This is a genomic window from Kitasatospora gansuensis (assembly GCF_014203705.1).
Lineage (GTDB): Bacteria > Actinomycetota > Actinomycetes > Streptomycetales > Streptomycetaceae > Kitasatospora > Kitasatospora gansuensis.
In genome coordinates this window covers 2,750,127-2,773,288 of sequence record NZ_JACHJR010000001.1, presented here as the reverse complement: position 1 = coordinate 2,773,288, position 23,162 = coordinate 2,750,127, and the positions used below count along the sequence as shown (strand labels likewise).

22 protein-coding genes are annotated in these 23,162 nt (G+C 70.7%); 12 read left to right on the top strand and 10 right to left on the bottom strand.

Annotation, left to right across the window (positions count from 1 at the left end):
• Nucleotides 1-107: 107 nt before the first annotated feature.
• The gene (gene mce / locus F4556_RS12165; RefSeq protein WP_184914218.1) at nucleotides 108-539 is read right to left on the bottom strand and encodes a methylmalonyl-CoA epimerase; all 432 of its coding nucleotides are present in this window, start codon (nucleotides 537-539) and stop codon (nucleotides 108-110) included.
• Between the two features lie 250 nt (nucleotides 540-789).
• Here mce and F4556_RS12160 point away from each other — a divergent pair, with 250 nt between their 5' ends.
• A complete protein-coding gene (locus tag F4556_RS12160; protein ID WP_184914217.1) occupies nucleotides 790-1,977 on the top strand; it encodes an acetyl-CoA C-acetyltransferase in 1,188 nt (395 codons plus the stop codon).
• A gap of 84 nt (nucleotides 1,978-2,061) precedes the next feature.
• Complete coding sequence (meaB, locus tag F4556_RS12155) at nucleotides 2,062-3,018, top strand: methylmalonyl Co-A mutase-associated GTPase MeaB (protein ID WP_184914215.1); 957 nt, start codon at nucleotides 2,062-2,064, stop codon at nucleotides 3,016-3,018.
• A 134-nt stretch (nucleotides 3,019-3,152) separates the two neighbouring features.
• On the opposite strand, the gene F4556_RS12150 is transcribed toward meaB, so the two are convergent.
• From F4556_RS12150 to F4556_RS12135, 4 genes are read right to left on the bottom strand one after another with little or no spacing between them, the layout of a single operon-like run.
• Nucleotides 3,153-3,674: a MarR family winged helix-turn-helix transcriptional regulator gene (locus F4556_RS12150; RefSeq protein ID WP_184914213.1), complete on the bottom strand. Its 522-nt coding sequence runs from the start codon at nucleotides 3,672-3,674 to the stop codon at nucleotides 3,153-3,155.
• 56 nt (nucleotides 3,675-3,730) lie between these two features.
• Nucleotides 3,731-4,645 (bottom strand): AIM24 family protein, encoded by a 915-nt coding sequence (locus tag F4556_RS12145; protein ID WP_184914211.1) that lies wholly within the window; start codon nucleotides 4,643-4,645, stop codon nucleotides 3,731-3,733.
• Nucleotides 4,645-5,295 carry an AIM24 family protein gene (locus tag F4556_RS12140; protein ID WP_184914209.1) on the bottom strand — a complete coding sequence of 217 codons (651 nt, stop codon included), beginning with the start codon at nucleotides 5,293-5,295 and terminating at the stop codon, nucleotides 4,645-4,647. Before F4556_RS12140 ends, F4556_RS12145 begins: the two co-directional genes overlap by 1 nt.
• Entirely contained in the window at nucleotides 5,295-5,933 is a 639-nt protein-coding gene (locus F4556_RS12135; RefSeq protein ID WP_184914207.1) for an AIM24 family protein, read from the bottom strand. Before F4556_RS12135 ends, F4556_RS12140 begins: the two co-directional genes overlap by 1 nt.
• 170 nt (nucleotides 5,934-6,103) lie before the next feature.
• On the opposite strand from F4556_RS12135, the gene F4556_RS12130 reads away from it, so the two are divergent.
• Complete coding sequence (locus F4556_RS12130) at nucleotides 6,104-6,427, top strand: DUF3817 domain-containing protein (protein ID WP_184914205.1); 324 nt, start codon at nucleotides 6,104-6,106, stop codon at nucleotides 6,425-6,427.
• 69 nt (nucleotides 6,428-6,496) lie between these two features.
• Here F4556_RS12130 and F4556_RS12125 read toward each other — a convergent pair whose 3' ends face one another.
• Both F4556_RS12125 and F4556_RS12120 read right to left on the bottom strand, forming a co-directional pair.
• Nucleotides 6,497-8,143: a M4 family metallopeptidase gene (locus F4556_RS12125; protein ID WP_313068278.1), complete on the bottom strand. Its 1,647-nt coding sequence runs from the start codon at nucleotides 8,141-8,143 to the stop codon at nucleotides 6,497-6,499.
• A 545-nt stretch (nucleotides 8,144-8,688) separates the two neighbouring features.
• The gene (locus F4556_RS12120) at nucleotides 8,689-10,332 is read right to left on the bottom strand and encodes a M4 family metallopeptidase (RefSeq protein ID WP_184914202.1); all 1,644 of its coding nucleotides are present in this window, start codon (nucleotides 10,330-10,332) and stop codon (nucleotides 8,689-8,691) included.
• Between the two features lie 495 nt (nucleotides 10,333-10,827).
• On the opposite strand from F4556_RS12120, the gene F4556_RS12115 reads away from it, so the two are divergent.
• From F4556_RS12115 to icmA, 3 genes are all read left to right on the top strand, one after another.
• Nucleotides 10,828-11,334: a MarR family winged helix-turn-helix transcriptional regulator gene (locus F4556_RS12115; protein ID WP_184914200.1), complete on the top strand. Its 507-nt coding sequence runs from the start codon at nucleotides 10,828-10,830 to the stop codon at nucleotides 11,332-11,334.
• A 47-nt stretch (nucleotides 11,335-11,381) separates the two neighbouring features.
• Nucleotides 11,382-11,714: a DUF3817 domain-containing protein gene (locus F4556_RS12110; RefSeq protein WP_184914198.1), complete on the top strand. Its 333-nt coding sequence runs from the start codon at nucleotides 11,382-11,384 to the stop codon at nucleotides 11,712-11,714.
• A gap of 177 nt (nucleotides 11,715-11,891) precedes the next feature.
• Nucleotides 11,892-13,577, top strand: coding sequence for a coenzyme B12-dependent isobutyryl-CoA mutase large subunit (gene icmA, locus F4556_RS12105; protein WP_184914197.1), 1,686 nt, complete (start codon nucleotides 11,892-11,894; stop codon nucleotides 13,575-13,577).
• 93 nt (nucleotides 13,578-13,670) lie between these two features.
• Here icmA and F4556_RS12100 read toward each other — a convergent pair whose 3' ends face one another.
• Nucleotides 13,671-15,029 (bottom strand): sensor histidine kinase, encoded by a 1,359-nt coding sequence (locus F4556_RS12100; protein ID WP_184914195.1) that lies wholly within the window; start codon nucleotides 15,027-15,029, stop codon nucleotides 13,671-13,673.
• The gene (locus F4556_RS12095; protein ID WP_281403646.1) at nucleotides 15,026-15,712 is read right to left on the bottom strand and encodes a response regulator transcription factor; all 687 of its coding nucleotides are present in this window, start codon (nucleotides 15,710-15,712) and stop codon (nucleotides 15,026-15,028) included. The genes F4556_RS12100 and F4556_RS12095 overlap by 4 nt, the downstream gene beginning before the upstream one ends.
• Before the next feature lie 65 nt (nucleotides 15,713-15,777).
• Here F4556_RS12095 and F4556_RS12090 point away from each other — a divergent pair, with 65 nt between their 5' ends.
• The gene (locus tag F4556_RS12090; protein WP_184914191.1) at nucleotides 15,778-16,923 is read left to right on the top strand and encodes a UDP-N-acetylglucosamine--N-acetylmuramyl-(pentapeptide) pyrophosphoryl-undecaprenol N-acetylglucosamine transferase; all 1,146 of its coding nucleotides are present in this window, start codon (nucleotides 15,778-15,780) and stop codon (nucleotides 16,921-16,923) included.
• On the top strand, nucleotides 16,920-17,906 hold the full coding sequence (locus tag F4556_RS12085; protein ID WP_184914189.1) for an SDR family NAD(P)-dependent oxidoreductase: 987 nt from the start codon (nucleotides 16,920-16,922) through the stop codon (nucleotides 17,904-17,906). The genes F4556_RS12090 and F4556_RS12085 overlap by 4 nt, the downstream gene beginning before the upstream one ends.
• Before the next feature lie 149 nt (nucleotides 17,907-18,055).
• Here the strand turns inward: F4556_RS12085 and F4556_RS12080 are convergent, their stop codons facing one another.
• Complete coding sequence (locus F4556_RS12080; RefSeq protein WP_184914187.1) at nucleotides 18,056-18,730, bottom strand: TetR/AcrR family transcriptional regulator; 675 nt, start codon at nucleotides 18,728-18,730, stop codon at nucleotides 18,056-18,058.
• Nucleotides 18,731-19,081: 351 nt separating this feature from the next.
• On the opposite strand from F4556_RS12080, the gene trxA reads away from it, so the two are divergent.
• The 4 genes from trxA (at nucleotide 19,082) to F4556_RS12060 (ending at nucleotide 23,129) form a co-directional block, all read left to right on the top strand.
• Nucleotides 19,082-20,074, top strand: a complete 993-nt coding sequence (gene trxA / locus F4556_RS12075) for a thioredoxin (protein ID WP_184914185.1) — start codon at nucleotides 19,082-19,084, stop codon at nucleotides 20,072-20,074.
• Nucleotides 20,075-20,605: 531 nt separating this feature from the next.
• Complete coding sequence (locus F4556_RS12070) at nucleotides 20,606-21,265, top strand: DUF6230 family protein (protein ID WP_184914184.1); 660 nt, start codon at nucleotides 20,606-20,608, stop codon at nucleotides 21,263-21,265.
• A 119-nt stretch (nucleotides 21,266-21,384) separates the two neighbouring features.
• The gene (locus F4556_RS12065; protein ID WP_184914183.1) at nucleotides 21,385-21,900 is read left to right on the top strand and encodes a DUF6114 domain-containing protein; all 516 of its coding nucleotides are present in this window, start codon (nucleotides 21,385-21,387) and stop codon (nucleotides 21,898-21,900) included.
• A complete protein-coding gene (locus F4556_RS12060; protein ID WP_184914182.1) occupies nucleotides 21,897-23,129 on the top strand; it encodes a hypothetical protein in 1,233 nt (410 codons plus the stop codon). The genes F4556_RS12065 and F4556_RS12060 overlap by 4 nt, the downstream gene beginning before the upstream one ends.
• The last annotated feature ends 33 nt before the right edge of the window (nucleotides 23,130-23,162 follow it).

Here is a 23,162-nt window from a genome sequence, read left to right as displayed (position 1 = left end):
GTGTGCGCGGCCCGCAGGGGAATGGGCGAGTGGGGGTTTTCCAAGGTTACCGACGGGTCGTGAGCGGGGTCGCAGGTGTACGACCCCGCTCTGCGCCTTCCGAACCGTCAGTGCCCGGTGCCCGCCGAGGTGACCAGCTCGGTCAGCACGCCGCCGCAGTCCTTCGGGTGCAGGAAGGTGATCCGGGAGCCCATCGAGCCGATCCGGGGCTCGTCGTACAGCACCCGGACGCCCTTGGCCTTGATGTCGGCCGCGTCGCCGTCCACGTCGGCGGTGCCGAAGGCGATGTGGTGCACGCCCTCGCCGTTCTTCGCCAGCCACTTGGCGACCGTGGAGTCCTCCCGGGTCGGCTCCAGCAGCTGGAGGTAGGAGGCGCCGCCGTCGCCGGTGTCGTTGATCTTCAGCATCGCCTCGCGGACGCCCTGCTCCTCGTTCACCTCGCTGTGGAAGACCTCGAAGCCGTACGTGGCGCGGTAGAACTCGACGGTCTTGTCCAGGTCGAAGCAGGCGATCCCGATGTGGTCGATGCGGGTCAGCACGGCTGGCCTCCGGGAGGAGTGAGGGGTTTGAAGGGTGGGTACCAGTGCAGCGCACGGAGTTGAGGCAGCGCCAGCATGCCGCGTGCGAGCCTGCTCACAATTCACCCAAGCTGTGCTGACACGGTGTTGACCGGGCAGTGACACGTGCCGCTGATCACACCTCGGCTCCGGTGACGCACGGGTTACGGGTCAGTACATTGAGCCGCGTCCCCACACCCTCATGGCCTTGACGCGCGAAGGGGCTCGTCTCATGACTACTTCAGTGATCGTCGCAGGTGCCCGAACCCCGATGGGCCGGCTGCTCGGCTCGCTCAAGGGCTTCTCCGGCGCCGAGCTCGGCGGCTTCGCGATCAAGGCCGCGGTCGAGCGGGCCGGTCTGACCCCCGATCAGATCCAGTACGTGATCATGGGTCAGGTGCTGCAGGCCGGCGCCGGCCAGATCCCCGCCCGCCAGGCCGCGGTCAAGGCCGGCATCCCGCTGAACGTCCCGGCGCTGACCATCAACAAGGTCTGCCTCTCCGGTCTGGACGCGATCGCGCTGGCCGACCAGCTGATCCGCGCGGGCGAGTTCGACATCGTGGTCGCGGGCGGCCAGGAGTCGATGACCAACGCCCCGCACCTGCTGCCGAAGTCCCGCGAGGGCTTCAAGTACGGCGCGATCGAGATGCTCGACTCGATGGCCCACGACGGTCTGACCGACGCCTACGAGTCCATCCCGATGGGCGAGTCGACCGAGAAGCACAACGCCCGGCTCGGCATCGGCCGCGAGATCCAGGACCAGCTGGCCGCGCTCTCGCACCAGCGCGCCGCCGCCGCGCAGAAGAACGGCGTCTTCGACGCCGAGATCGTGCCGGTCGAGATCCCGCAGCGGAAGGGCGACCCGGTCGTCTTCAGCCAGGACGAGGGCATCCGCGCCGAGACCACCGTGGAGACGCTGGCCAAGCTGCGCCCCGCGTTCACCAAGGACGGCACCATCACGGCCGGCACCGCCTCGCAGATCTCCGACGGCGCCGCCGCGGTGATCGTGATGAGCAAGGCCAAGGCCGAGGAGCTGGGCCTGACCTGGATCGCCGAGATCGGCGCGCACGGCAACGTCGCGGGCCCGGACAACTCGCTCCAGTCGCAGCCGTCCAACGCCATCAAGCACGCGCTCTCCAAGGAGGGCATCGGCGTCGAGGACCTCGACCTGATCGAGATCAACGAGGCCTTCGCGGCCGTCTCGCACCAGTCGATGAAGGACCTCGGCGTCACCGAGGACAAGGTCAACGTGAACGGCGGCGCGATCGCGCTCGGCCACCCGATCGGGATGTCCGGCGCCCGCGTGGTGCTGCACCTGGCGCTGGAGCTCCAGCGCCGCGGCGGCGGGGTCGGCGCGGCCGCGCTCTGCGGCGGTGGCGGCCAGGGCGACGCACTGATCGTCCGGGTGCCCAAGGCCTGACCGGCTGACGTACTGTCGGGGCCGCCGGACGATGCCGTCCGGCGGCCCCTTCCTTAGCTTTGTCAATGACCGAGGAGCTCGCGCATGATCGACGTCCCCACGCTGGTCGAGCAGGCCCGGGAGGGGCGCCCGCGCGCCGTGGCACGGCTGATCTCGCTGGTGGAGAACGCCGCCCCGCAACTGCGGGAGGCGATGGCCGCGCTGGCGCCGTACACCGGGCAGGCCTACACGGTCGGGCTGACCGGTTCGCCCGGGGTCGGCAAGTCGACCTCGACCTCCGCGCTGGTCTCCGCGTACCGGCGGCTCGGCAAGCGGGTCGGCGTGCTGGCGGTCGACCCCTCCTCGCCGTTCTCCGGCGGGGCGCTGCTCGGTGACCGGGTCCGGATGCAGGAGCACGCCACCGATCCGGAGGTGTTCATCCGCTCGATGGCCACCCGTGGGCACCTCGGCGGGCTGTCCTGGACGGCGCCGCAGGCCCTGCGGGTGCTGGACGGGGCGGGCTGTGAGGTGATCCTGGTGGAGACCGTCGGGGTCGGCCAGTCCGAGGTGGAGGTGGCCGCCCAGGCCGACACCACCGTGGTGCTGCTCGCCCCCGGCATGGGCGACGGGATCCAGGCGGCCAAGGCCGGCATCCTGGAGATCGGCGACGTCTTCGTGGTCAACAAGGCCGACCGGGACGGTGCCGACGCCACCGCGCGCGAGCTCAACCACATGCTCGGGCTGGGGGAGTCGCGCGGTGCGGGGGACTGGCGGCCGCCGATCGTGAAGACCGTGGCCGCCCGGGGCGAGGGCATCGACGAGGTGGTCGAGGCCCTGGAGAAGCACCGGGCCTGGCTGGCCGAGACCGGCGAACTCGCGGTCCGCAGGCGGCGGCGGGCGGCGGACGAGATCGAGGCGATCGCCCTCTCCACGCTCCGGGCCCGGATCGGCGACCTGCACGGCGACCGGCGGCTGTCCGCCCTGGCGGAACGCGTCGCTGACGGGACGTTGGATCCGTACGGGGCGGCGGACACGCTGGTCGCGGGCCTGACACGCGCCTGAGCCACCAGGGGCCCGGGGAACGGCGGCGCCGACCTCAGGAGCGTTCAACGTGCGTGTGTGGTCAGGTACTTTCGCAGTGACCCGAACGCCAGATCTCCTCGCAGTTCCCCGAGCCCCTGACCGTAGATGCTTCGCTAGCTTCTTCCCCGCAGGCTGCGCAGGTGGTCGGCGACCGGGGCGAGGGCGGCGTAGAGCTTGTCGATCTGCTCGGGGGTGAAGCGGTCGATGAAGTGGTGGCGCACCGAGCGGACGTGGTCGGGGGCGACCTTCTGCAGGATGTCCCAGCCGTGTTCGGTGAGGTGGGCGTAGAGGCCGCGGCGGTCGCCCGGACACTCCTGACGGAGTACCAGGCCGGCGTTCTCCATCCGGGTGATCTGGTGCGAGAGCCGGCTCTTGGACTGCAGGGTGGCGGTGGCCAGGTCGGTCATCCGCATCCGGCGGTCGGGGGATTCGGAGAGCACGACCAGGATCTCGTAGTCGTTGTTGGCGAGACCGTGCGGCTGGAGCTCCCGGCCGAGCTGGTAGTCCAGCAGGTGGCTGACCTCCAGGTGGGCACGCCAGAACTGCTGCTCCTTGGCGGAGAGCCAGGGGGTCTCCTCCTCCGCCGAGGACGACGGGGAGGAGACCGCTGCGGGGGTGTCGGCGGGGGTGTCCATGGCAAACACTATAGCCGAGGTTGTTAAAAGTTATACAATTAGACCAACTGCAGAACCTACAGACCGAAGCGCCGTCCGAGGTCGCCGAGATTCCCCAGACCGGGGACGTTCACGTTCGGCAACTGGCTCTGGCCGTGGCCCTGCTGCGGCGGTACGCCGTAGCCGCCGCCGGGGACGCCGGCCTCCTGGTGCACGACGCCGACCGAGCGCTCGGCCATCAGGGTCTCGCTGGACTGGATCAGCACCGTACCGGCCCCGATGAACTCGAACTGGTGCTCCTCGCCGGAGGCCCCGCCGAGACCGGTCAGCTGGCGGAGCCCGCCGAGCACGCCGTGCATGTAGCCGTGGTCGTAGTGGTGGCAGGGTGCGGGGCAGTCGGCCCAGCCGACCAGGGCCTGCGGGTCGACCCGGATCGGCGGCTCGACGAAGTGCACCGGGCCGTTCGAGGCGGCCACGAACTTGCCGGTGCCGATCAGGGTGAGGAAGCCCGGGATGATCGACTGCTTGAGCGCCAGGGTCGGTTCGAAGGCCAGCAGGTTGCCCGAACGGACCGTCAGGTTGCCGTTCTCCAGGTCGTACGAGTTGAGGTCGAAGGCCCGGTCGGCGAGCAGCAGCTTGCCCCGGCCCTCGGCCACCACCCAGTCGGTCGCGTGCAGCGGGGAGTTGAAGTTGCGGCCGAGCGCGCGGTCGATCGAGCCGCGGCCGATCCCGGAGAAGCGGACGTCGCCGTAGTAGGCGATCATCTTCCCCTTCTGCAGGTAGTACGGGCCGTTCAGGTCCACCGAGAAGGCGTACGGGTTGACGTTGTCGTTGACCGGCAGGCTGTTCGCGTCGTGCACCGGCGGGGCCTCGGGGGCGCCGTACCCGGGCTGCGGCGGCGGGGGGTAGCCGGGCTGCTGCTGCTGCGGGTACCCCGGCTGCTGCTGCGGATAGCCGGGCTGCTGCGGCGGGTACTGGGGCGGGTAGGACATCAGAGCTTCTCCTCGCTCGCCTGGACGTACACCACACCGTTGCCGGACAGCTCCAGCTGGAAGGCCTCGCCGGAGCCGCGGCCGACCATGTCACGCCAGCCCACCGAGGTGGACAGCTTGTTCTGGACCTGGCCGCGGTGGGCGACGTACGCCTGCGGGTCGACGTGCACCGGCTGGTTCGGGGTGATCGGCAGCTCGACGAAGCCGCCGTGCGCCATCACCGCGACCGAACCCTGGCCGCTCAGCTGGGTGGTGAACAGGCCCTGCCCGCTGACCTGGCCGCGCACCATGCCCATCACGCCGCCCTGCGAGCCGAGGAAGACGGTGGTCTGCCGGAGCGTGCCGTCGAAGGCGAGCAGTCGGTCCGCCTCGACGTTCAGGGTGTCGCCGTTGAGCTCGATGATCTGGATGTGGTGGCCGCCGTGGCCGAACAGCACGCTGCCCTGGCCCTCGACGGTCATCAGCGGGACGTCCTCGTTGGCCACCCGGCGGCCGATCATGCCCATCACGCCGCCCTGACCACCGGTCAGGTTGGGGGTGAAGCCGACCTCGCCGGTGTACGCGATCATCGAACCGCGCTGGCTGAAGATCCGCTGGCCGGGGAAGACCTTGGCCTCGATCAGCTTGCTGTTGATCTTGGTGAACGGCATCAGACGTCGCCCCCGAAGGTGAGCCGCTCGGACGGCTGGACGTAGACCAGGCCCTCGCCGGTGAACTCCACCTGCATCGCCTCGCCACCGCCCTCGCCGATCAGCGTGGTCCAGCCGCCGCCGGACTTCAGCGCGCGGTTGAGGTTGCCGGTGTGCGCGACGTACGCGCCCGGGTCCACCCGCAGCGGCTGCCCCTGGGAGACCCGGAGGATGATCGCCGGACCCTTGGAGGTGAGCGCGGCCCAGCCGTGCCCGTCCACCTTGGTGGTGAACAGGCCGGTGCCGGAGGCCATCCCGTTCAGGCCGGTGAAGCTGGTGCCGGTGTGCAGGCTGCCCTCGGTGCAGAGCAGGTTGTCCGCCTCGACGAACAGCGTCTCGCCGTTCAGCCGCACGAGGTTGACCTCGGTGGCCCGGTCGGCGAAGAAGCAGGTGCCCTGCCCCTGGACCTCCATGACCTCCATCTGCTCACCCGTCAGCCGGCGGGTGACCATGCCTCGAAGGCCGTTGCCACCGCCGCTGAGCTTCTTGAAGTTCATCTGGCCCGTGTACGCAACCATGCATCCGTTGCGGGCCTTGACCGCGTCGCCCGTCATGTCGACGGCGAGCACCTTTGATCCCTGGAGTCGAAACTGTGCCACGCGGTGACCATAGCGGCCCCCGCCGGGCCACCGGGAGAGGGCGGCGCTCACTGGTACAGATCCGGTACACGGCCCCGGCCGCCGGTGACAGGTAAAGGACCGGTCATAATGGGTGGCGGTTTGTGCACTGGTTCACAAACCGGTCGATCCCCTGTAGCGAGGTACCCGCCGTGAAGAGCAGCGCCGTCCACCGTCTGCGCCTTGTCTCCGCCCCCGAGGGCCTGTCCTTCCTGCTGCTGCTGGTCTGCTCGGTGCTCAAGCGCACGACGGACTTCAACGCCGTGCCGGTGATGGGCTCGGTGCACGGTGCGCTCTTCGTGCTGTACGTGGTCTTCCTCGCGCTGGCCTGGCAGAAGCAGCGCTGGGACGCCAAGCGCGGCGCGATCCTGTTCGTGCTCTCGGTGCTGCCGTTCGGCGGCTTCGTGGCCGAGCGGATGCTCGCCAAGGAGGAGCGCGGCGAGTACCCGGCCGCCGGGGAGCCCGCCACCGCCTGACGCACCGACACGACAGCCCGGGCCTCCCCTCCGAGGGGCCCGGGCTGTCGCGCGTTCAGTGACGGGGCGTCAGTTGACGTTGACCCCGGACCAGGTGGCCGCGACCGCGTTGTACTCGGCGCTGCCGGTGCCGTACAGGTCCGCCGCCGCCTTGAGGGTGCCGGTACGGGCGCCCGCGTAGTTGGTGGTGGAGGTCCAGTACACGGTCAGCGCGCGGTACCAGATCGCCGCGGCCTTGTCCCGGCCGATGCCGGTCAGGGTCGAGCCGTTGCTGGTCGGGCTGTTGTAGCTGACGCCGTTGACGGTCTTGGCGCCGCTGCCCTCGGAGAGCAGGTAGAAGAAGTGGTTCGCCGGGCCCGAGGAGTAGTGCACGTCGAGCGAGCCGACGCCGGAGGACCAGGCGTCCGCCGAGCCACCGTCCTTGGAGGGCTTGTCCATGTAACGGAGCGGCGTGCCGTCACCGTTGATGTTGATCAGCTCGCCGATCAGGTAGTCGCCCTTGTCGGCCGCCAGGTTCGCCGAGAACTCGACCATGGTGCCGAAGATGTCCGAGGTGGCCTCGTTGAGGCCGCCGGACTCGCCCGAGTAGTTCAGGCCGGCCGTGTTGGCGGTGACGCCGTGGGTCATCTCGTGGCCCGCGACGTCCAGCTCGGTGAGCGGGTGGGTGTTGGAGGCACCGTCGCCGTACGTCATGCAGAAGCAGGTGTCGCTCCAGAACGCGTTGACGTAGTTGCGGCCGTAGTGCACCCGGCTGTAGGCGCCGACACCGTCGTTGCGGATGCCGAGGCGGCCGAACGAGTTCTTGTAGAAGTCCCAGGTGGCCGCGGCGCCGAACTGGGCGTCCACGGCGGCCGACTGGCTGCTGGAGACCAGGCCGGTGCCCCAGACGTTGTCGGTGTCGGTCAGCAGGGTGCCGTTGCCCGAGGTCTTGTTGGCGAGCGTGGTGGTGTACATGTTGCCCCGGCTGGGGTCCTTCAGCTGGAACGTGCCGCTGGCGGAGTTGGTGGTCAGCGGGACCGAACCGACGAACACGCCCTTGCCGGTGCCGGAGGCGGCGGCCGCGAGGTACTGCTCGTGGGTGGAGAGCACCTCGCCGGTGGCGGCGTCGGTGACCAGCTTCTGGGCGCTGGGTATGCCGCTCTCGCGGACGCCCTCGACCACGGTCTCGTAGGCCAGGCGGGGGGTGCCGGTGGTGGCCCAGATCACCAGCTTCGGCTCGGAGGAGCCGGTGACCTCCTTCATCGGGCTCTCGTCCTCGTCGATGGTCACACCGACGGTGGCCTGCACGGCGCCGGTGGCCTGCTTGGCGGCCTTCTCGGCGGGCACGGCGGGGGTGAGGGTGGGCAGTGCGATGGTGGCCTCGGCGGCCTTGTCCACCGACTTGACCTTGCCGGCCGGGTTCAGGTGCGCGACCAGGTCGCCACCGACCACCGGCAGACCGGCGAAGGTGCGCTCGAAGCGCAGGTGCTTGGCGCCGTTGGCGTCGAGTACGGCGTCCTTGGCGACCAGCGCCTCCGAGGCGCCGAGGCCGGCGGCCTGGGCCACGGCGGGGGCGTACGACTGGGCCAGCGACTTCAGCTCGGCGCTCCGCAAGGTGGAGCCCTTGCTGCTCGCGGTGACGGGGGCGGCCTGCGCCGTACCGGCACTGACCTGGATGGCGCTGGCGAGGATCAGCGTGGCCGAGAGTGCGGCTCCGACAGTCAGCTTTCGCTTCACGGACGGGTTCCTTCCGAAGATCAACCGCTTGTGCGCGGTCGCACCTCGCTCCGGGGCACCAGGGGTTAGTGCCGTCGGGGCGGAGCGGATGCTGACGTGCTGCTCCGTGCGGTCAAGCGGCATCCGGCCGGAGTGGTGGGGCGGACGGACGCCGTAACGGGGCTGGCCAGAAGCATGACAATGCACCTGGTGAAATGACAGGTCTCGGCTCAGAGTTGGCCATGTCCCGCCAGCTCGGCACGCTGCGTGATGGCCTGATCGACTGCGCGGCATACCCGACAAATGGGTCAAATACCGGCGCTGGAACGGAGTTTCGACGCGAACGGAACCTGAACAACCGTCGAAAATCGGTAACTGTCCAGACCAATACGAAGATTGCGGCAATGTTTCGGCGGATTGCTGTCCTGGTATGTACCAGAAACGACAGTGGCGGGACCTCGCCAGACCTGGCCTCTTGATCACCCGTCCGGGCAACTGCTAGCAAAAACGCCGCAGCCGGGCCTCCCGAACGGGAGACCCGGCTGCGGCGCGCTGCTGCGGGTGGATCAGACGTTGACCGCGGACCAGGCGGCCGCGACCGTCTTGTACTCGGTGCTGGTGGCGCCGTACAGGTCGGACGCCGCCTTCAGGGTGGCGGTGCGCGCGGCCTTGTAGTTGGTGGTGGAGGTGAAGTACACGGTCAGCGCGCGGTACCAGATCGCCGCGGCCTTGGTGCGGCCGATGCCCACCACGGTCGAGCCGTTGGAGGTCGGGCTGTTGTAGCTGACCCCGTTGATGACCTTGGCACCACTGCCCTCGGAGAGCAGGTAGAAGAAGTGGTTCGCCACGCCCGAGGAGTAGTGCACGTCCACGTTGCCGACCCCGGAGTACCAGGAGTCCTTGGACGCGCCGTCCTTGGAGGGCTTGTCCATGTAACGGAGCGGCGTGCCGTTCCCGTTGATGTTGATCTTCTCGCCGATCAGGTAGTCACCCGGGTCGGCGGCCAGGTTGGCGGACCACTCGACCATGGTGCCGAAGATGTCCGAGGTGGCCTCGTTGAGACCGCCGGACTCGCCGGAGTAGACCAGGCCGGCGGTGTTGGCGGTGACGCCGTGGGTCATCTCGTGACCGGACACGTCGATCGCGGTGAGCGGCTTGCTGTTGCCCGAGCCGTCGCCGTACGTCATGCAGAAGCAGGAGTCGCTCCAGAACGCGTTGACGTAGTTGCTGCCGTAGTGCACCCGGCTGAGCGCGCCGACACCGTCGTTGCGGATGCCCAGGCGGTTGAAGCTGTTCTTGTAGTAGTCCCAGGTCGCCACCGCGCCGTACTGGGCGTCCACGGCGGCCGACTGGCTGTTGGAGGCCAGGCCGTTGCCCCAGACGTTGTCGGCGTCGGTGAACAGCGTGCCGTTGCCCGAGGTGCCGCCGCCCAGGCCGGCGGTGCGGGTGTTGCCCCGGGTCGGGTCCTTCAACTCGTAGGTGGAGCCCGTGTAGTTGGTGGTCAGGGTGACCGAACCGACGTGCACGCCCTTGCCACTGCCGGTGGCCGCGCTCGCGAGGTACTGCTCGTGACTGGCGAGCACCTCGCCGGTGGCCGCGTCGGTGACCAGGTTCTGGGCACTGGGGGCGCCGTCCTCCCGGACACCCTCGACGACGGTCTGGTAGGCCAGGCGCGGTGCGCCGGACTGGGCCCAGACCACCAGGGTCGGGCTGCCGGTGCCGGTGATCGCCTTCAGCGGCGACTCGTCCTTGTCGATGGTCTGGCCGACGGTGGCCTGCACGGCGCCGGTGGCCTGCTTGGCGGCCTTCTCGGCCGGCACGGCCGGGGTCAGGTCGGCCAGCGCGACGGTGGTCTCGACGGCCCGGTCGACCGAACTGACCTTGCCGTTCAGGGTCAGGTGCGCGACCAGGTCGCCACCGATCACGGAGAGGCCGGAGTAGGTGCGCTCGAAGCGCAGGTGCTTGGCGCCGGACGCGTCGATCACGGCGTCCTTGGCGACCAGCGCCTCTGCGGAGCCGAGGCCGAGGGCCTTGGCCACCACGGGGGCGTACGACTGGGCCAGCGCCTTGAGTTCGGCGCGCTGGAAGGTGGAGCCCTTGCCGCTCACCGGGGCCGGTGCGGCCTGGGCGGTCCCGGCGCCGAACTGGACGGCGCTGGCGAGGATCACCGTGGCGGAGAGTGCGGCTCCGACTGTCAGCTTTCGCTTCACGTACGGGTTCCTTCCGGGAATCAACCGCGTGTGCGCGGTCGCACCTCACTCCGGGGCACCAGGGGTTAGTGCCAGCGGGGCGGAGCGGATGCTGACGTGCTGCCGTGCTGCCCGTGCGGCTGACGACATCCGGCCGGATGTGGGTGGGGCGGCCGGTGCCGTGACGGGACTGGCCAGAAGCATGACAATGCACATGATGAAATGACAGGTCTCGGCCCGGAGTTGGCCAGCTCCCGCCAATCGGACCGGGTGCGGCGGTGGCTGGATCGGCCGGGTGGCATCACGGGCGAAACGGGCAGATGCGACAGGCTTCGACGGGATTCGACGGGCCAGGGTCGAGATTCGGTAACTGCCTTGCGCGGTAGGGATGTTGGTGACTCGCGGGTAGTTTCGGCGACTCCGGGGGTGGCCTGGCGGGACTTCGCCAGGGCACCCCCTTGTCCGTCATCGTGGACACCTGCTACCCGCCGAGGGGGCCGCCGGTACGGTGGAGGGGTGGCCAAGCCCCTCGCTCTCGAATTCGACCCGATCGCCCGCGCCGATGAACTCTGGACCAGCCGCTGGGGCGGCGTTCCCTCGATGTCGGCCATCACCTCGGTGATGCGCGCCCATCAGATCCTGCTCGGCCGGGTGGACGCCGTGGTCAAGCCGTACGGGCTGACCTTCGCCCGGTACGAGGCCCTGGTGCTGCTCACCTTCAGCCGGACCGGCGAGCTCTCGCTCTCCAAGATCGGCGAGCGGCTGATGGTGCACCCGACCAGCGTCACCAACACCGTCGACCGGCTGGAGCGCTCCGGCCTGGTGGCCCGCCGTCCCAATCCGCTGGACGGCCGGGGCGTGCTCGCGGCCATCACCGACCGGGGTCGCGAGGCGGTCGAGCAGGCCACCCAGGACCTGATGGCGATGGACTTCGGGCTGGAGGGTTACGACGCGGAGCAGTGCCGGCAGATCTTCGACGTGCTGCGGCCGCTCCGGGTGGCGGCGGGCGACTTCCGGCAGTGACCGCCCTGTGGTCGGGGCGTCCGATAAGGGCGGTTACCCTCGATGGCATGAAGCAGAGTGTGCTGACCCGCTACCGGGTCCTGGCGTATGTGACGGGTGTCCTGCTGGTCCTGCTGGTCCTGGGCATGATCGCCAAGTACGTGCTGGACCTGTCGGGCGCGCCCGCGTTCACCACCGCGGTCGGTATCGCGCACGGCTGGCTCTACGTGCTCTACCTGGTGTTCGCCTTCGACCTCGGCACCAAGGCGAAGTGGCCGATGCGCAAGCTGGCCTGGGTGCTGCTGGCCGGCACCGTGCCGACCGCCGCGTTCTTCGTCGAGCGCCGGGTCTCCCGCGAGGTGGCCCCGCTGATCGTCGAGGCGGAGCCCGTCCGGGCCTGACCCGTCGTCACGCGTTACACCGAGAGAGGCGCCACTTCCGAAAACGGGAGTGGCGCCTCTCTGTCGTCGGGGGCCCATCGACAGATACTAGGACGTCCGAGTAAATTACTAGGACATCCAAGTAACTGGTCCCGCACCCACAAGGCAGCGGCCGCAACGGAGTGGAGTCGGAGTCTGATGGACGCCGAGGAGATCGAGGCCGGTCGTAACCGCTGGCAGCAGCGGTACGACAAGGCCCGGAAGCGTGAGGCCGACTTCACCACCCTGAGCGGCGACGAGGTGGAGCCGGTGTACGGCCCGGCCGCCGGTCAGCCCGTCGAGGGCTTCGAGCGGATCGGCTGGCCGGGGGAGTACCCCTTCACCCGCGGCCTGCACGCCACCGGCTACCGGGGGCGGACGTGGACCATCCGCCAGTTCGCCGGCTTCGGCAACGCCGAGCAGACCAACGAGCGCTACAAGATGATCCTGGACTCCGGCGGCGGCGGCCTCTCGGTCGCCTTCGACATGCCGACCCTGATGGGCTACGACTCCGACGACGCCAAGTCGCTCGGCGAGGTCGGCCACTGCGGGGTGGCGATCGACTCCGCCGCCGACATGGAGGTGCTGTTCCAGGGCATCCCGCTCGGCGAGGTGACCACCTCGATGACCATCAGCGGCCCGGCCGTGCCGGTCTTCTGCATGTACCTGGTGGCCGCCGAGCGCCAGGGCGTCGACCCGGCGGCGCTCAACGGCACCCTGCAGACCGACATCTTCAAGGAGTACATCGCGCAGAAGGAGTGGCTGTTCGCTCCCGAGCCGCACCTGCGCCTGATCGGCGACCTGATGGAGTACTGCGCGGCGGGCATCCCCGCGTACAAGCCGCTCTCGGTCTCCGGCTACCACATCCGGGAGGCCGGGGCCACGGCCGCCCAGGAGCTCGCCTACACCCTGGCGGACGGCTTCGGGTACGTCGAGCTGGGGCTGTCGCGCGGTCTCGACGTGGACGTCTTCGCGCCCGGTCTGTCGTTCTTCTTCGACGCGCACCTGGACTTCTTCGAGGAGATCGCCAAGTTCCGTGCCGCGCGCCGGATCTGGGCCCGCTGGATGAAGGAGCGGTACGGCGCGAAGACCGACAAGGCGCAGTGGCTGCGGTTCCACACCCAGACCGCGGGTGTCTCGCTGACGGCGCAGCAGCCGTACAACAACGTGGTGCGGACGGCCGTCGAGGCGCTGTCGGCGGTGCTCGGCGGCACGCAGTCGCTGCACACCAACGCGCTGGACGAGACGCTCGCGCTGCCGAGTGAGCAGGCGGCGGAGATCGCGCTGCGCACCCAGCAGGTGCTGATGGAGGAGACCGGCGTCGCCAACGTGGCCGACCCGCTGGGCGGTTCCTGGTATGTCGAGGCGCTGACCGACCGGATCGAGGAGCAGGCCGAGGCGATCTTCCAGCGGATTTTGGACAAGGCTTCGGCGGACCACCCCATCGGGCCGATGACCTCGGGCATCCTGCGCGGCATCGAGGAGGGCTGGTTCACCGGGGAGATCGCGGAGGCCGCCTTCGCGTACCAACAGGGTGTGGAGAAGGGCGAGAAGCGCGTGGTCGGCGTCAACTGCCACCCGCGCAGCGTCACCCCCGAGTTGGAGATCCTCCGGGTCAGCCACGAGGTCGAGCGGGAGCAGGTGCGGGTGCTCGCGGCGCGGAAGGCGGCGCGGGACGAAGCGGCGGTGCAGGGCGCTCTCGCGGAGCTGCTGGCCGCTGCGCGGTCGGGGGACAACATGATCCCGCCGATGCTCACCGCGGTCCGGGCGGAGGCCACGCTCGGGGAGATCTGTAACGCGCTCCGCGACGAGTGGGGGATCTACCGGGAAACTGCGATGTTCTAGAGGTATCACCAGGGGCTCGGGTCACTGCGAAAGTGCCTGACCGCATAAGCGTGTTGAACGCTTCTGGGGTCGGCGTCGCAGTTCCCCGAGCCCCTAGGTCCTGCAAGTAAAGGTGAGGCGGAAAAGTGCTCCGCCGCCGGGTGCTGCTTCGGCCGTGAGAATTGCGCCGTGGGCTTGGGCGATCTGGTGGGCCATGGCGAGGCCGAGGCCGGAGCCCGGGAGGGGGCGGGCGGACGGGGCGCGGTAGAAGCGGTCGAAGACGTGTGGGAGGTCTTCGGGGGCGATGCCCGGGCCGTGGTCGCGGACGGTCAACTCGTGGGCGGTGAGGGTGACTTCGACGGGGCCGCCGGGTGGGCTGAACTTGGCGGCGTTGTCGAGCAGGTTGGCCACCAGGCGGGCCAGCCGGGCCGGGACGCCGTCCAGGGTGACGTCGGTGGTGGTCAGGTCGAAGCGGATGCCGGGCCAGTGCCCGCGTGCGGTGTCGACGCAGTGGGTCACCAGCGGCCCGAGCCGGACCGTCTCGACCAGGGCCTGGGGCTCCTCGTCCCGGGCCAGTTCGATCAGGTCGTTCACCAGGCCGGTCACCGCGCGCAGCTGCCGTTGCAGTCCCGCGGTCGCGCGGGCCCGCTGCTCCGGCGTCAACTGGTCCACCCGGCCCAGGAGTTCCGCGTTGGTACGGAGGGCGGTCAGCGGGGTCCGCAGTTCGTGGGAGGCGTCGGCGACCAGTCGCCGCCGGGCGGTGACGGACTGCTCCAGTTCGCCGAGCATGGTGTTGAACGCCCCGGCCAGCCGGGTCACTTCGTCCTCGCCCCGGCCTGCCGGAAGGTCGATCCGGACGGTGGCGTCCCGGGTGGTGGCGATCCGTTCGGCGGTCGCGGTCAGCCGGGCCACCGGGGCCAGGCCGGTACGGGCCACCGCGTAGCCGAGCCCGCCCGCCAGCAGGATGCCCGCGCCGGCCACCACCGCCATCAACTCCCCGACCTGCCGGACCCCTTGCTGCACGGTGTCGGAGCGCAGCGCGACCTGTACGGCCTGCGCGGAGCCGAACCGGGTGGTGAGCATCCGGGCCGGGTGGCCGCTGACCGTGATGTCGGCGTAGTACGCGGCCCGCTGCCCGGCCGCGACCTGCCGGGTGGCGGGGGTGACCGGCAGCAGGTACGGCGTGGCCGGGTCGGCGGCGGGCCGGGCCGGGACGATCTGGGTGCAGGGCGGCGCGGCCAGGTAGCCGCACTCGCCGTAGACGGTCTGCGGGCCCTGGCCCCGGTACTGCTGCTGGACCAGGGTGGCGTGCTGGGTGAGGGTCAGGTCGAGCTGGTGCACCAGCTCGTACCGGATGATGGTGAAGGCGGCGGCGCAGACCCCGAGGGTGACCAGGGCGACGGCCGCCGAGGTGGCCAGCGCCAGCCGGGTCCGCAGCGGTCGGCGGCGGCGCCAGCGGGCGTGGGTGCTCATGCGGTGTCCAGCCGGTAGCCGATGCCGTGTACGGTGTGCACCAGCCGGGATCCGCCGCCGGCCTCCAGCTTCCGGCGCAGGTAACCGACGTACACCGCAAGCGAGTTGGAGTCGGGGCCGAAGTCGGCTCCCCAGACCCGGTCCATGATCAGCTCGCGCGGCAGCACCTGGCCCGGGTGTAGCAGCAGCAGCTCCAGCAGGGCGAACTCGGTCCGGCTGAACTCCACCGCCCGGCCCGCCCGGTGGCCGGTCCGGCTGACCGGATCGACCGTCAGGTCGGCGAAGGTGTAGGCCCGTTCGGGCTCGGCCGGGGCGGCCCGGCGGAGCAGGGCGCGTAGTCGGGCGGTCAGCTCGTCCAGCGCGAACGGCTTGACCAGGTAGTCGTCGGCGCCCGCGTCCAGGCCGTCCACCCGGTCGCTGACCGAGTCCCGGGCGGTCAGCACCAGGATCGGGGTGCGGTCGCCGAGCGCCCGCAGCCGGCGGCAGACCGCCAGTCCGTCCAGGACGGGCATCATCACGTCCAGCACCAGGGCGTCCGGCTGCCAGGCCGTCAGTTCGGCCAGCCCCGCCAGTCCGTCGGCGGCGCCGCGGACCGCGTACCCGGCCACCGCGAGGCCGTCCTCGACGGCGGCGCGGACCTCCGGATCGTCGTCCACCACCAGGACCTTCTGCGGGCTGCTCATGCGGACAAGCATCGCAAACCGGGCTATTAGAACTCTCTTACTCCGCCTCGGCAGGCTCCGGTGTCATGACAGAACACAGCTTGTCGGTGGTGATAGGTGCCGGCGGCACGGGCGGCCACATCTATCCCGGCCTCGCGCTGGCCGAGGCGCTCCGCCGGGCCGACCCGGGGGCGGAGATCTCCTTCGTCGGTACCGAACGGGGCCTGGAGACCGAGCTGATCCCGGCCGCCGGGTACCGGCTGCACACCGTGGACATGATCCCGTTCGACGCCTCGCTCGGCCTGCGCCGCTACCTGCTGCCGGCCGCGCTGCTGAAGTCCGGGGCCCAGTGCCGGGAGATCCTCCGGGCGCAGCGGGCCCAGGTCGCGGTCGGGATGGGCGGCTACCCGAGCGCGCCGGTGATCGTCGGGGCCCGGCTGGCCGGGCTGCCCAGCGTGGTACACGAGTCCAACGCGGTGCCGGGCCGGGCCAACCGGTTCGCCGCCCGGCTCACCCCGCACCTGGCGCTGGCCTTCGACCGGACCAGGGACCACCTGCCGTCCGGCGCGGACACCGAGACGGTCGGCATGCCGCTGGTCGGCGCGGTGGCCGGGCTCGACCGGGCGGCACTGCGGGCCGAGGCCCGGGTCAGGCTCGGGGTGCCGCCGGGCGCCAGGCTGCTGCTCTTCAACGGCGGCAGCCTGGGCGCGGCCCGGCTCACCGAGGCGGCCCTCGGGCTGGCCGAGCGGTGGCGGGGCAGGGCCGACGTCCGACTGCTCGTCAAGACCGGCCCGGCCGCTCTGGAGGCCGCCCGGGAGCGGCTCGGCGGCAACCCGGTGGCCGAGGCCGTCCCCTACCTGGACCGGATGGACCTCGCGTACGCCGCCGCCGACCTGGTGGTCTGCCGGGCCGGTTCGGCCACCGTGGCGGAGCTGGCCAGCGTCGGCGTACCGGCCGTGCTGGTCCCGTACCCGCACGCGCCGCACGACCACCAGACCCACAACGCCCGGGTGCTCACCGACGCCGGGGCCGGGCTGCTGCTGCCCGACGCCGAGTGCACCGCCGACCGGCTGGCCGCGCTGGTCGGACCGCTGCTGGCGGACCCGGTACGGCTCGCCGTGATGGGCAAGGCCGCCGACCCGGGGACGCACGCCGAGGCGGCGGACCTGCTGGCGGCCAAGGTGCTGCGGACGGTCCGTCAGCACGAGTACTCAACGAGGAGGACCGCATGAACGACTGGACCGGCAAGCGCGTACTGGTGACCGGCGGGGAGGGCTTCATCGGCTCGACCCTGGTCGACCTGCTGGTGGAGCGCGGCGCCGAGGTGCGCGCCCTGGTGCACTACAAGCCGTACGCCGAGCGGGGATATCTCGCCGGTCATCTGAGGAGCGGTCAGGTCGAGATGCTCGCGGGCGACGTCCGGGACGCGGGCCGGGTGCAGGACGCGGTGGCGGGCTGCGACACGGTCTTCCACCTGGCCGCGCTGATCGGCATCCCGTACAGCTACCAGTCGCCCGAGGCGTACGTGCAGACCAACGTGGTCGGCACCCAGAACGTCGCCGCAGCCTGCCTGCGGCACGGCGCCCGGCTGGTGCACACCTCCACCAGCGAGGTCTACGGCACCGCGATCACCGCACCGATCACCGAGGAGCACCCGCTCCAGCCGCAGTCGCCGTACTCGGCCTCGAAGATCGGCGCCGACATGACGGCGCTCTCCTACTGGCACGCCTTCGAGCTGCCGGTCTCGGTGGTCCGCCCGTTCAACACCTACGGTCCCCGGCAGTCGGCCCGCGCGGTGATCCCCGCCATCCTGGCCCAACTGCACTCCGGCGCCCGGCAGATCAAGCTCGGCTCGGTCACCCCGACCCGGGACTTCACGTACGTCACCGACACCGCCGAGGGCTTCCTGGCCGTCGCGGTGGCCGACCGGGCGGTCGGCCAGGTGCTCAACCTGGGGACGGGCAGCGAGATCTCGATCGGCGAGCTGGCCGGGCAGTTGATCGCCGCATCCGGGCGGGACGCCGAGGTGGTGGTCGACCCGTCGCGGCTGCGGCCCAGCGGCAGCGAGGTGGAGCGGCTGCTGGCCGACAACAGCCGGGTCCGCGAACTGGCCGGCTGGCAGCCCCGGGTGACGCTGGCGGAGGGACTGCGGCACACCTCCGCGTGGGTCGCGGCGAACCTGGACGCGTTCGCGCCGGACCGCTACCAGGTCTGACGTTTCGCCAGGTGGCACACGCCAGGGGCTCGGGGAACTGCGACGCCGACCTCGTGCAAGGTGATCCGTGCGTAGGTGGTCAGGCACTTTCGCAGTGATACCCGCCAGCCACGAACCGTCGCAGTTCCCCGAGCCCCTGGTGGTTTGGGCTACAGGAAGAGGCCCGGGAGGGGGCTGAGGAGGAGGGTGGTGAAGCGGTGGATCCACTCCGGGGTGACCGGTTCGCCGCTGACCAGCATGCGGTGTTCGACGGTGCCGGCGATGGTGTCGAAGATGATCGAGATCTCCTCGCAGGCGGTCGCCTCGTCCCGGTCGGGGCCGAGTTCGCCGCGGCGCTGGGCGTTCGCCCGGCCCTGCTGGACCAGGTGCTTCTGCGGGTCGACGATCCGTTCCCTGATCCGTTGCCGGAGCAGCGGGTCCCGGGTGCCCTCGGCGAACAGGGCGAGCAGGGCGGCCTGGGTCTCGGGGCGGGCCAGCAGTTCGGCGAAGCGGAACACCACGGCCTCGATGTCGGCGCGCAGGCTGCCGAGGTCGGCGACCTCGAGGTCGTCGAACAGGCTGGCCACCGCGTCCACCACCAGCTCGTTCTTGGACGGCCAGCGGCGGTAGAGGGTGGTCTTGGCGACGCCGGCCCGGGCCGCGACGTGACCCATGGTCAGTCCGCCCCAGCCGAGTTCGGCCAGTGCGGCGCGGGTGGCGTCCAGGATCGCGAGGTCGGCGGCAGCACTGCGGGGCCGTCCCTTGCCGCGCGCGGGCGCGGCCGGGGTCGCGGCCGGGGTGGGGGCCTCGGCCGGGGCGGTGGGCTGCCGGGTGGTGGGGGCCACCGAGCCTCCTTGCGGTTTACCTGCGAGTAACTTGAGCTCCACACGGTAGCGACATACCGGCGGTAGCGGGACCCGGGAGGTGCCGGAAAGTGGGGCAGCTCACGTCCCCGGTTGCCCGGAAGGGCTTGCGGCACCGGCCCCGGATGCAGATACGCTACGACTCGTAGCGAATAGAGCGACAACCACGCGCCGGCCCCAGGGATCGGGTGGGCGCGGGGCGCGGATGGGGATCCGCGCCGGACTCCTTCGACTACCGGGGAGGCGACTCCCGCCGACGCCGGGCCGGAGAGCCTTCAGGACATTCCCGGCGGTTGGCACACGTCACTGGCGCGGACGGGGGAGGATAGTGCCATGCAGCCACGGAATTCAGGTCTCAACAGCTCCGCCCTGCGCGGTGCGGTCGATCTCGCCGCAGTGAAGGCGGCCGGAGAGGCCGCCCAGAAGGCCGAGCAGGCCAGGGCCGAGCGGGCCCGCCAGGCCGCCGCCGCAGAGGCGGACGGCATCGCCCCGCCCGCCGCCGCCTACCCGCTGGTGATCGACGTCAGCGAGGACACCTTCGAGACCGAGGTCGTCCAACGCTCGGCCGAGGTCCCGGTCGTGGTCGATTTCTGGGCCGAGTGGTGCGGGCCGTGCAAGCAGCTCAGCCCGATCCTGGAGCGTCTCGCCGAGGAGTACGCGGGCCGGATCGTGCTCGCCAAGATCGACGTCGACGCCAACCAGCTGATCGCCCAGCAGTTCGGCATCCAGGGCATCCCGGCCGTGATGGCCGTGGTGGCCGGCCAGCTCGTCCCGCTGTTCCAGGGGGCCGAAAACGAGGCCAACGTCCGCAAGATCATTGACCAGTTGATCGCGGTGGCCGAGCAGCGCTTCGGCATCGTCGGCGGCACCGGCGCGCCCGAGGGCCAGGCCCCGGCCGCCACGCTGCCGCCGGAGGACCCGGCGCTGGCGGCCGCGCACGACGCGCTGGACCGGGGCGACCTGGGCGGCGCCGTCCAGGCGTACCGCAACGTGCTGGCCGACCAGCCCGGCAACACCGAGGCCAAGCTCGGCCTGGCGCAGGCCCAACTGCTGCAGCGGGTGGAGAAGTTCGACCCGCAGGCGGTCCGGGCGGCGGCGGCCGGCGATCCGAAGGACGTGGCGGCCCAGCTGGACGCGGCCGATCTCGATCTGGTGGGCGGTCATGTCGAGGACGCTTTCGGGCGGCTGGTCGACACCGTCGGCCGGACGTTCGGCGAGGACCGGGACACCGCCCGGCTGCGGCTGCTGGAGCTGTTCGAGGTGATCGGCGCGGAGGACCCGAGGGTCGGCGCCGCGCGCGCCGCACTGGCCCGCGTGCTGTTCTGAACGGCCAATGCTGGCACGGCCGGTGACCTGCGGTGCCGTGGGTGATTTGGCGACAATGCGCACGGATTCGTGGGCCTTTATCAAATCTTGACCACACCCTCTCCTCATCACCATCGGTGACGGGGGGAGGGTGTTTCACTGGTGTTTCCAAGCCGTTTCCGAGCTGACGCCCCGCCAGATCGTCACGCTCCGTGAGAATTGGCCGGATTTCATGATCGACGGTTACTGATGTTGGATTACCCGTCAGTAACGAACCTCTTGTACTTCGCCTGGGATTCAAGCACGATCGGCGACGCCCGGTCCTCTCCCCAGAGGTCCCCACCGGGTGGCCGCCGACTCCGGTCGGCGGCTGAGGGCAGGGGGGTATCCGCAGATCCCAGAAAGCGGTTCCTGTCCTTTCCGGCCGCGCACCCCTGCGCGGCCGTAGGTTGTCGCCGCTATTGAGGACGTGGCTCTCTCCCATCCCAGCCGGGGCCGGCGCGGGACGCGCCGGGGACGGCCGGAGATGTACGTCCCAGAAGGAGGACTCGCATGTCCCAGACTTTCGGCAAGACCCGCTGGAAGCGCTTCGCGCTCGTGATGGTCCCCAGCCTCGCCGCCACCGCGGCCATCGGTGTGAGCCTCGCGAGCAACGCGCTGGCCGCCTCGTTCAGCGTCTCCGGCCAGGACTTCAAGGTCACCACCTCGCGCCTGGAGGGCACCAACTTCGCCCAGTTCGGCGGGGTCGACTTCGAGGTGAACGGCACGCCGCACCCGATCGCCATCTCGACCTTCGACACGGCGACCATCAGCAACATGTGCCAGTCGGTGAAGACCAACCTCGGTCCGCTCGGCAACTGGACCCTGGTGCTGAACGCCGGTGGCGACCCGAAGAAGCCGGTCACCGCCAAGAACCTGATCCTGGACGTGGCCGAGCTCAAGGCGGACGCCGAGTTCACCAACATCAACATCGGCCAGGACGCCTCCACCCTCGGTCACAAGGAGGGCGACGCGATCGACGTCGTCCGCAAGCAGGGCAAGCTGCCCACCGGCGCCCAGGGCTTCGCCCAGGCCGCCGACAAGGCCGTGCTGACCGACGTCAAGCAGACCGCGTGGGCCACCACGGCGGGCACCTTCTCGCTCAACGGTCTGAAGCTCAACATCAAGAAGGGCTCGGGCGAGGGCATCGAGTGCTACATGCCCGAGAGCTGACAGTCCGTCTCCGGACGACCTGACTGACCGCTCGTCACGGCCGGGGCGGGGCCACCGCCCCGTCCCGGCCGTACCCTCTCCGACTTTCCCGCCTGCGAGTACCACCGAGGAGCTGCCTCGTGTCCAGCGCTACCGTCCCCCCGTGGCCCCAGCAGGAGAGCCAGGCGACCCCCTGGGAGAGGTTCCGTACCTGGCGGCACACCCGACCGTTCTGGGGCGGGCTGCTGGCCATCCTGGCGGGCGGGCCGATCCTGTACTTCCCGTACTTCCACCTGAAGCTCGGTCAGCTCACGATGGCCATGTCGACCACGGCCGGCGCGGGCTCGCTGGTGATCGGCGTGCTGCTGATCGCGCTCGGGCTGACCGCGTGGTTCCAGCCGGTGGTCCGGGTGTTCTGCGGGGTGGCCACCACCATCCTCAGCCTGATTTCCATCCCGGTCTCCAACTTCGGCGGCTTCCTGCTCGGCTTCCTGCTCGGCCTGGTGGCCGGCGGTCTGCTGGTCTCGTGGGCCCCGCTGAAGGAGGAACCGGCCGTCGAGGGCGCCGAGTTCACCGGTGAGCAGCCGGAGCAGGCCGCCGACACCCAGCTGCTGCCCGCCCAGCCGCAGGCCGCCGATCCGGAGGGGCAACGGTGACCGACCGAGACGAGCCGACCGGGACCCCGCTGCCGGGCCCGCGGCACGCCGCACCGAGGCGCGGCTCCCGGCTGCGCGGCCGGGCGTTCGCGCTGGCCGCGGTGCCGACCGCGCTGCTGATGGGCGCGATCCCGACGCTGGCCTCCGCCGAGACCCCGAAGAACTGCGCCAGCGCCCCGGACACGGTGCTGGAGGAGATCCCGGTCCCGAAGAGCGAGCTGACCCCGCTGCCGGGTAGCCCCGGGCTGCCCACCTCGGTGCCGACGCTGGTACCGACGGACGCGCCGAGTGCGCCGAGCGTGCCGAGCACGCCGAGCACCGCGCCGAGCGGCTCCGCGAGCGCCGCCGCGCCGCTGGGCACGCCGAGCCCGTCCGGTGCGGCCCAGCCGCGCACCGCCCAGGGCGAGGTCGCCCCGAACGGCATCATCGACGACATCGTGGGCGTCTTCCTGCCGCCGAAGCCGAGCCCGTCCCCGACGTCGAAGCCGAGCCCGAGCCCGAGCCCCAGTTCGGCCCCGGCGACGCCGGCGACCCCGGCGCCGGTCCCGACCGCCACGGTGGCCCCCCGGGCCGCGACGCCGACCGCCGTCCCGTCCCCGACCTCGCGGCCGGTCGGCGGCACCAAGTCGGGCGTCCCGGCCAAGCCCAAGCTGGGCAGTTCGGCCGCCGCCGCCGCCTCGCCCTCGGCCGACCCGAACTGCGCGGTGGACACCCGCTCGGTGAAGGCCCGTCAGGCCGCCCCCGGGCACGTGGTGCCGGAGCAGAACTGGACGCTCCGTTCCACCCGGCTGGCCCTGCACGGCTCGGTCTTCAACGGCGTCTACGACGTGAAGACGCCGAGCGGCACCAAGCGGGTGCTGAAGTTCACCACAGCGAGCGTGGACATCGAGAACCTCGACATGTCGACGATCCAGATCACCGGCAAGACCTTTCACGTGAAGAGCCGCCCCGGGTCGACCTCGACCATGCGTCAGGGCCCGGTCACGATGTACGTGGAGAGCCTCTCCGGCCACCTGGCCGAGGTGATCGGCCTGCCGATCCCGATCGACCTGGGCGAGATCACGCTCACCCCGAACACCCTGCCGAAGTGGCTCTGGGACATGCTCAGCACCGTCCCGATCCCGCTCGACCTGACGCTGACCCAGGCCAAGGCCGTCCAGGCCGGCCAGTTCGGCGGCACCCTGAAGATCCCCGGCATGCACCTCTTCAACGACACCACGCCGTACTAGAAGCAGCTGAAAAACGCCCGTGGGGCGCCCCGA